The 7,081-nt window shown below is 41.4% G+C and carries 6 protein-coding genes; 1 reads left to right on the top strand and 5 read right to left on the bottom strand.

The genetic code is table 11. The features are described 5' to 3' along the window. Window positions 1-104 precede the first annotated feature (104 nt). Entirely contained in the window at window positions 105-1,961 is a 1,857-nt protein-coding gene (gene asnB, locus DWW43_RS06470) for an asparagine synthase (glutamine-hydrolyzing) (protein WP_119963067.1), read from the top strand. Between the two features lie 358 nt (window positions 1,962-2,319). Here asnB and DWW43_RS06465 read toward each other — a convergent pair whose 3' ends face one another. From DWW43_RS06465 to DWW43_RS06445, 5 genes are all read right to left on the bottom strand, one after another. Next, entirely contained in the window at window positions 2,320-2,904 is a 585-nt protein-coding gene (locus DWW43_RS06465; RefSeq protein WP_044945074.1) for a dipicolinate synthase subunit B, read from the bottom strand. 150 nt (window positions 2,905-3,054) lie between these two features. After that, window positions 3,055-3,918, bottom strand: a complete 864-nt coding sequence (locus DWW43_RS06460; protein ID WP_119963066.1) for a dipicolinate synthase subunit DpsA — start codon at window positions 3,916-3,918, stop codon at window positions 3,055-3,057. 84 nt (window positions 3,919-4,002) lie between these two features. Continuing rightward, on the bottom strand, window positions 4,003-5,304 hold the full coding sequence (locus tag DWW43_RS06455; protein ID WP_243104411.1) for a D-alanyl-D-alanine carboxypeptidase family protein: 1,302 nt from the start codon (window positions 5,302-5,304) through the stop codon (window positions 4,003-4,005). Between the two features lie 108 nt (window positions 5,305-5,412). After that, the gene (gene scpB / locus DWW43_RS06450) at window positions 5,413-6,201 is read right to left on the bottom strand and encodes an SMC-Scp complex subunit ScpB (protein ID WP_119963064.1); all 789 of its coding nucleotides are present in this window, start codon (window positions 6,199-6,201) and stop codon (window positions 5,413-5,415) included. Between the two features lie 10 nt (window positions 6,202-6,211). After that, entirely contained in the window at window positions 6,212-7,060 is an 849-nt protein-coding gene (locus DWW43_RS06445; RefSeq protein WP_119963063.1) for a segregation/condensation protein A, read from the bottom strand. Between the last annotated feature and the right edge of the window lie 21 nt (window positions 7,061-7,081).

The following is a 7,081-nucleotide window of genomic DNA, read 5'->3' as shown; positions in this document are numbered from 1 at the left end:
TATCTGGCATCTGTGTAACATATGTTTGACAAACCTACATTATTTAGGAATAATAACCAAATACTTCTCATACAATTATACGAAAAACATGAAGTGAGTTAGCTATGTGTTCTATCTCTGGATTCTATAATGTACATGGCAGATATACCGAAGCAGAAAATCATTTTCAAAATATTCTATCTGACATGAACATAAAACAAAAACACCGCGGGCCGGATGATGACGGTATCCTTCTGACGGATACCTGCGGTCTGTCGCATACCAGATTATCCATCCGTGATATCAAGGCCGGAATCCAACCAATGACCCGTACGGTCGCAGGCAGAAGCTTTACGATTGTATTTAATGGTGAGATCTATAATACAGATGAATTAAAGCAACCTCTTATCTCACATGGATACAGTTTTACCACAACATCGGACACCGAAGTTCTGCTGCTCTCCTACATATACTACGGACCTGATTTTGTAGAAAAGGTAAATGGTATTTTTGCATTTGCAATATATGACCATATGGAGCAGTCCATCTTCCTTTACCGTGATCCGTTCGGGGTAAAACCACTTTACTATACTTTTCTGTCTGACGAAACGCTGGTATTTGCCTCAGAGCGAAAGGCACTGTTCTGTTATCCCGGCACATTTCCTAGACTGGATAAAAAAGGCTTATGTGAAATCTTCGCCATTGGGCCGTCCAAAACTCCGGGCTGTGGCGTATTTAAAGGAATAAATGAAATCAAGCCAGGATATTATCTGCGGTACGATCGTTTCGGTCAATCCACGATCTGCTATTTCCGAATAAAGAGCATGCCTCATACCGACGATTACGAAACAACGATCGAGAAGACTGCCGATCTTCTTAAAAATGCGATCAAACGACAGATTGTATCCGATGTTCCAATCTGTACCTTCCTGTCAGGAGGTATCGATTCCTCGATCGTAAGTGCTGTCTGTGCAAATGAATTAAAAGAACGCGGACAGGTGCTTGATACCTATTCCTTTGACTTTACAGATAATGCACGTTATTTCAAATCAAATGCCTTTCAGCCGGAACAGGATCGTCCTTATGTCGATCAGATGGTATCCTATCTAGGAACCTCCCATCACTACTTAACCTGTAATATGGAGGAACTTGCCGATCTTCTCTATGACTCGGTTCTGTCGAGAGATCAACCAACTATGGCAGATGTCGACTCTTCGTTATTGTATTTCTGTAAACGGGTGTCCGAACACAATAAGGTTGTTTTGACCGGCGAATGTGCAGACGAGATATTCGGTGGTTATCCATGGTTCTACCGGGAAGATCTGCTTGCATCCGATACATTTCCATGGATGATCGATCTCACACCGAGAAAGCAGCTGTTAGATCCGGAGTTTGCAGATGCCTTACAGATGGATGACTATGTGAAAAATCTTTACCATCAGATCATCTCGGAGATTCCGGTTCTGCCGGAAGAATCAGATATCGAGAAATCCCGCCGCCGGATCGGCTATATGAACATCCGGATGTTTATGCAGACCCTGCTTGACCGTATGGATCGTACCAGTATGTATAATGGTCTGGAAGCCAGAGTACCATTTGCAGACATTCATCTTCTGCAATATGTCTTTAATGTGCCATGGGAATATAAATACAGAAATCAGACAGAGAAAAGTCTGCTCCGCCATGCTGCCGTGAATCTCGTGCCAAATGAGATCCTGTTCCGGAAGAAAAGCCCGTATCCCAAGACCTATAACCCGCTTTATGAAACGATCCTTGCCGACCGCTTAAGAGAAGTGATCGATGATCCTGCAAGCCCTGTCAACCGATTTCTGGAAAAAAAAGCAGTTCTGCAGTTTCTGGAATCACCGAAAGATTACGGAAAGCCTTGGTATGGTCAGTTGATGGCAGGTCCACAGATGATGGCGTACTTATTACAGATCAACTACTGGTTGAAAGAATACCAGATCTCCATCGAATTCTGATCATAACACCCACCAGCCGGTGGGTGTTTATATCTTATATACCAGAACTCCAAAATGCCCGATACTCTATCGCCCTTTTTCCAGCAGATTATTTATCTTATAAAAACAAACCTCCTATAAAGTAAATAAAGAGCATGTAACCTATAATTCAGTATGATGCCCTACATAAATTACTGACATTTGCGTAATTTCGTTATGAGACTTGCACCAGCTGTCAGCACCAAGCCCATGTTTGAACCCGTTAGGGTGAGTTTGGGCGACTGCTGACAAATACGCGTGCGAGTCGAATAGAAATGAAGCAAGTCATGTAATTATATAGGGCATCAAATGAAATTAAGGTTACAGGCTCTCATTCTTTTTATTTGTCACATAACACCGGCTGAATCTGCTTCCCCTTTAAAGCCTCCTCTATCGTATCCGGTATCATAGACAGTTTTCCGATCAGGGAATTCGGTTTCTTTACAGGATCATCCTGATAAAAAGGAACAAAATAAATATTTTTCATATTCATAAGCATTCCGATATTCTTAAAATTCATTCCCATCGCATCATTTGTCGATATGCTGATGATCAGTGGTTTATTATTCCTGATATGTGCCTTTGCTGCCATCAGCACAGGAGAATCCGTTATACCGTTACACAGCTTTGCGAGTGTATTTCCGGTACATGGTGCGATCACCAATACATCCAGATATGCCTTAGGACCGATCGGTTCTGCCTCCTGAATCGTAAATATTCCCTTCTTCCCTGTAATCCTCTGAATGTCTTTTACAAATTCATCACTTTTACCAAATCTGGTGTCGTATGTCGCCGAACGATCAGAAAAGATCGGATACACCGATATTCCCATTTTCGTCATTTCCTCTATCTCTATCTTTACTTTATCAAAAGTACAAAAAGAACCGGTTATTGCAACGCCGCAATTGCACCCTGATAAACTCATATCTATAATCCTTTCCATGCTATATGAACTCCATAAAATCAATATTCCGGCAGGTAGTCAGGTTTTTATTTAATTAACTCATAAAACAATTACCTTTGCAGAGAAATTTTATGTTTATTATAGATTATGCAGAACATCATGACATGTGACTCAAAAAAGCAGATACCCCAGAACCGCCTCTCCAAGGATCTCGCCCGAAGTCTTCGGTGAATAGCGTCCCGGAATACCCAGACTGTGTCGGTATCTTATCCCTCTTTCATCCAGATAGGAAAAATCTGTTCCACCGGGCATCGATGCGATATCAAGGATCACTATATTTTGTCGGAACTTTGATAATATATCTCGATTTAATACAGGCGCAGGTATGGTATTATAACAAAAATCAAACTGATCAAGCTTATTGTCTGAGCCAAGCTGATCTAATAGAATCGTATGGCAGTCTCCCATTGCCGCCTTAAAACATGCTTCCACACTTCTGGCTGTAACCGTTACCTCAGCACCCATACGAAGGAGCTTCTGTGCAAGCACACGGCCACATCTTCCATATCCGGTGACAAGACATTTGCTGTTCTCAATATTAATATCACTCATCATAAAGCTTTCAGCTATAGCCCCCTCCGCCGTAGCAACTGCGTTCTTTAACGCCACACAATCATCCTTCATATAATCATAATATGGTACACCGGCTGCTGTACAGGCATCTGTCAGCCCGGATGGGAGCACTCCCCCGCATACAAAATCAAAAGCTGTAAGACTCCTTGCAATATTTTCTATCGCAAGCTCTGTACATCCATTGATATGGATTCCGTCTTTTGCAACCGGAACAGGTAATAACAATACCCTTTCTTCAACAGTACTGTCATTTCTGAAAGCTTCAGAAAGCATTGGCCAGCTGCTGTATTCATCCTCACAGTCTGGCACTTTATATGTTGTAACATATACTCCCTGTTCTTTTAAATATGCTGCCAGATAATGGCAACGCATATCTCCGCCTATCATTACAAACTGTCTCAAATTATATCCTCCTTATAGACTTTCTTACATCTGTCATCTATTATAGATCATACTCTTTCCGATTACTGAATTATTACAGTCTAATCAGAAGAAATTCCTGTCTATGTAGTCTTTTACATATTCCTTCATGAAATCATACAAAGATTCACTTTGAACATTTTCTGTTATTGTCACCGGATAGATTGCAAATGCTTTCCCATCAATTAACAACACCACAGAACCAGCCTGCATTCCTGCATATATCGGGCATTTCAGATACTCAGGCAGCAGATACTTAACCGAGATCTGTTCATCTGTCCGCAAAAGCAGAGTTTCCGAAAAATGACATTCCCAGCCAACTGTCTCTGTATCTTCTTTTATTGTTCCATAAACAGAATCCGAAAGAACCGGTATCTTATTCTTTTGAAGTATATCATCAGTAATTACATGCTCCTGATAATTTGCCAGTCCGTAATTCATTAATTTTTTTGTATCTGCCCATTTATAGGTCTTATTTCCCGGCCACCCACAGCCAAGAAGGGCAACGATCAGTATTTTTCCATCCCGCTCCAACGCTCCGACATAACAATATCCTGCAGATCCGGTAAATCCCGTTTTTCCGGTCAAAGCTCCATCCATCATATTCAGAAAAGCATTATGATTGGAACAGCTAAAGCTTCTCGTTCCCCCTACATTTGTAAAGGAATATGTAGCTGTTCTTGTTATAGCAAGAAACTGTTCCCGTTTCGGTGACTCTCTGATACAATACCGCATAATCCGGGCAAGATCCTCTGCGGTCGTTCCGTGAATCCCATATTCATCCTTTGCATCCAGTCCATTAGGCGTAATAAAATGTGTATTTGTACAACCGACTTCTATTGCTTTTCGGTTCATCAGATCGGCAAATGCTTCAACGCTTCCACCAATATATTCAGCTATTGCAACAGCACTGTCGTTATGACTTTCAAGCATCAGCGAATAAAGCAGATCTTTTAACCGGTATTCTTCACCCTCTCTGATATTCAACTGAACATCCGGCATCTTTGCCGCATAAGAGGATACTATAACGACATCATCGGGATCACCATATTCCAGCGCAAGGATACAGGTTAAAATCTTCGTTGTACTGGCATTTGCCCGAACCTCTTCACCAGCTTTATCATACAGTACCCTGCCATTTTTTCCATCCAACAGGATAGCTGATAAAGCATGAAGGTCATTGTCCGAGAGCTTCACTTCTGAAGCAGTCCGACCGGTATTATTATCCTGCCTGATGCCCTCCGTTCGATAATATGGTATCTGGCATACAGGCATATTTAACGCTTTTACAGGAATCACGGAACCAAGCAGCACGGCTGCTGTCAGAAACCATGCAAACAGAAAACCCGCCGGAATTTTTTGTTTCATTCTTCCCGCAGGTTTCTTTCTTTTTTTATAATATTTTTTATATATTTCAGTCATATCATCACCGGATATATTCTTTATTCATAAAATTATATTCCGTATCCGGCTGCTTTATGACTCATTATCCAAACCAAGTGTGATCTCGTTTGCCTCTTCCTGAGCTTCTTTCTTGAAATCCTCAATCTTATCCGGGCTGATCATCGGAAGTTCTTCCGTGGATGCAACACCAAAGCTTCGCAGAAACTCTTCTGTTGTTCCAAAAAGAATCGGTCGTCCCGGAGCATCCAACCGTCCAACCTCATCTACTAATCCATATTCCATAAGCTTATTGATCGCATGTGCACAGGAAACTCCTCGAATAGCCTCTATCTCCGGTCTGGTGATTGGCTGTTTATAAGCTACGATTGATAAGGTTTCAAGAAGTACATCTGTCAGATTCGGCTTCTTAGGTGTACAGACAACCTTTGTAAGTACATCGTAGTATTCATTTCTGGTACATAATTGATAAGCGTTTTCAAGTTCTACCATCTTGATGCCACGATCTGACTGATTGTAGATCGCAAGTACCTCTTCCATCTGTTTGGACAGCTTTTTTATTTCCATCTCAAGTGCCTTTGCCAATCTGTCAACCGACACAGATTCTCCGATGGAAAACAGTATAGCCTCAACCGCAGATACAAGATATTCTGTACTGTATTCTTTATAAGTAACTGGCTGTTTCTCTGTATTCTCCGACGTCATATCTTGCTCACCTGCATCTGACAGATCTGCCTGAACTGTTCTGGATACATCTTCCTCATTACTCTTATCGCTGTCATATTCTTTTAAATTATATGCTGCTTCGTTCTCTTTTATCTTATCCATACCTGTTTTATCCTCGTCTTGTCTCATCCGTTTCATTATCAGCCTCTTAAATCGGGTCCGGCTTTTCCTCTGCGGAAGCAGACTCATTCGTATCTTCTTTATCTGCGCTGACAGTAAAACTGTTTAACTCATATGTTTCAATGTCATCCCGAGAATCAATGATGATCTCTCCAAAGATTTCTTCCTGCCGAATCTGGATCGCTCCGATTTTCATAAGCTCTAAGATTGCAAGAAACGTTACTATAATGTTCGACCTTGAAGCCTGCATCTCAAGCAGCGTCCGAAAGTTGATTCCTGCAAGTCCACGAACCTGTTCCCGAATCTCAGCCATCTTAGCTTCCAGAGAGATTTCTTCTCTTTCAATGTTCTTAAACTTACTACGGATCGGATCTACCTTTTCAACCTGTTTCCGCATCACAGACTTAAAAATCTCATTCAGCCTTTCCAGATTGATGTCATATTCAGAGATCAAAGCAACCGTATCTACTGCTGGCTTGAAATTCTTCACCTCAGCAGGAATGCTTTCTTTTTTATAGAATGCCTTTGCGCCATCAAGCTCCAGATCCTTCAGCTCACTTGCTGCATATTTGTACATCTTATATTCCAACAGCCTTCGAACAAGCTCGTCTCTTGGATCTTCTTCCTCTTCGTCATCTTCCGTCACTTTAGGAAGAAGCATTTTGGATTTAATACGAATCAGAGTTGCCGCCATTACGAGGAACTCACTCATAACATCCAGATCTTCCTCCTCCATATGATTCACATAATCCAGATACTGTTCTGTGATCGTTACAATCGGTATATCATAGATATTTACTTTATTCTTTTCGATCAGATGAAGGAGCAGATCAAGCGGTCCTTCAAATACGTTAAGTTTTACATCGATTGCCGACATAGTTTCTCCCTTTATCACTCA

Origin of the sequence: Clostridium sp. AF15-41 (assembly GCF_003604095.1) — a bacterium.
Taxonomy (GTDB): domain Bacteria; phylum Bacillota; class Clostridia; order Lachnospirales; family Lachnospiraceae; genus Coprococcus.
Note: the sequence above shows the minus strand (reverse complement) of the source record. Positions and strands in the feature narration are given on the sequence as shown.

Excerpts from the sequence above, each read along its gene's own strand:
- DWW43_RS06455 (WP_243104411.1), bottom strand. The coding sequence starts at position 5,304 with ATGAAACAAAAAATTCCGGCGGGTTTTCTGTTTGCATGGTTTCTGACA.
- DWW43_RS06465 (WP_044945074.1), bottom strand. The coding sequence starts at position 2,904 with ATGAGTTTATCAGGGTGCAATTGCGGCGTTGCAATAACCGGTTCTTTT.
- asnB (WP_119963067.1), top strand. The coding sequence starts at position 105 with ATGTGTTCTATCTCTGGATTCTATAATGTACATGGCAGATATACCGAA.
- scpB (WP_119963064.1), bottom strand. The coding sequence starts at position 6,201 with ATGAAACGGATGAGACAAGACGAGGATAAAACAGGTATGGATAAGATA.
- DWW43_RS06445 (WP_119963063.1), bottom strand. The coding sequence starts at position 7,060 with ATGTCGGCAATCGATGTAAAACTTAACGTATTTGAAGGACCGCTTGAT.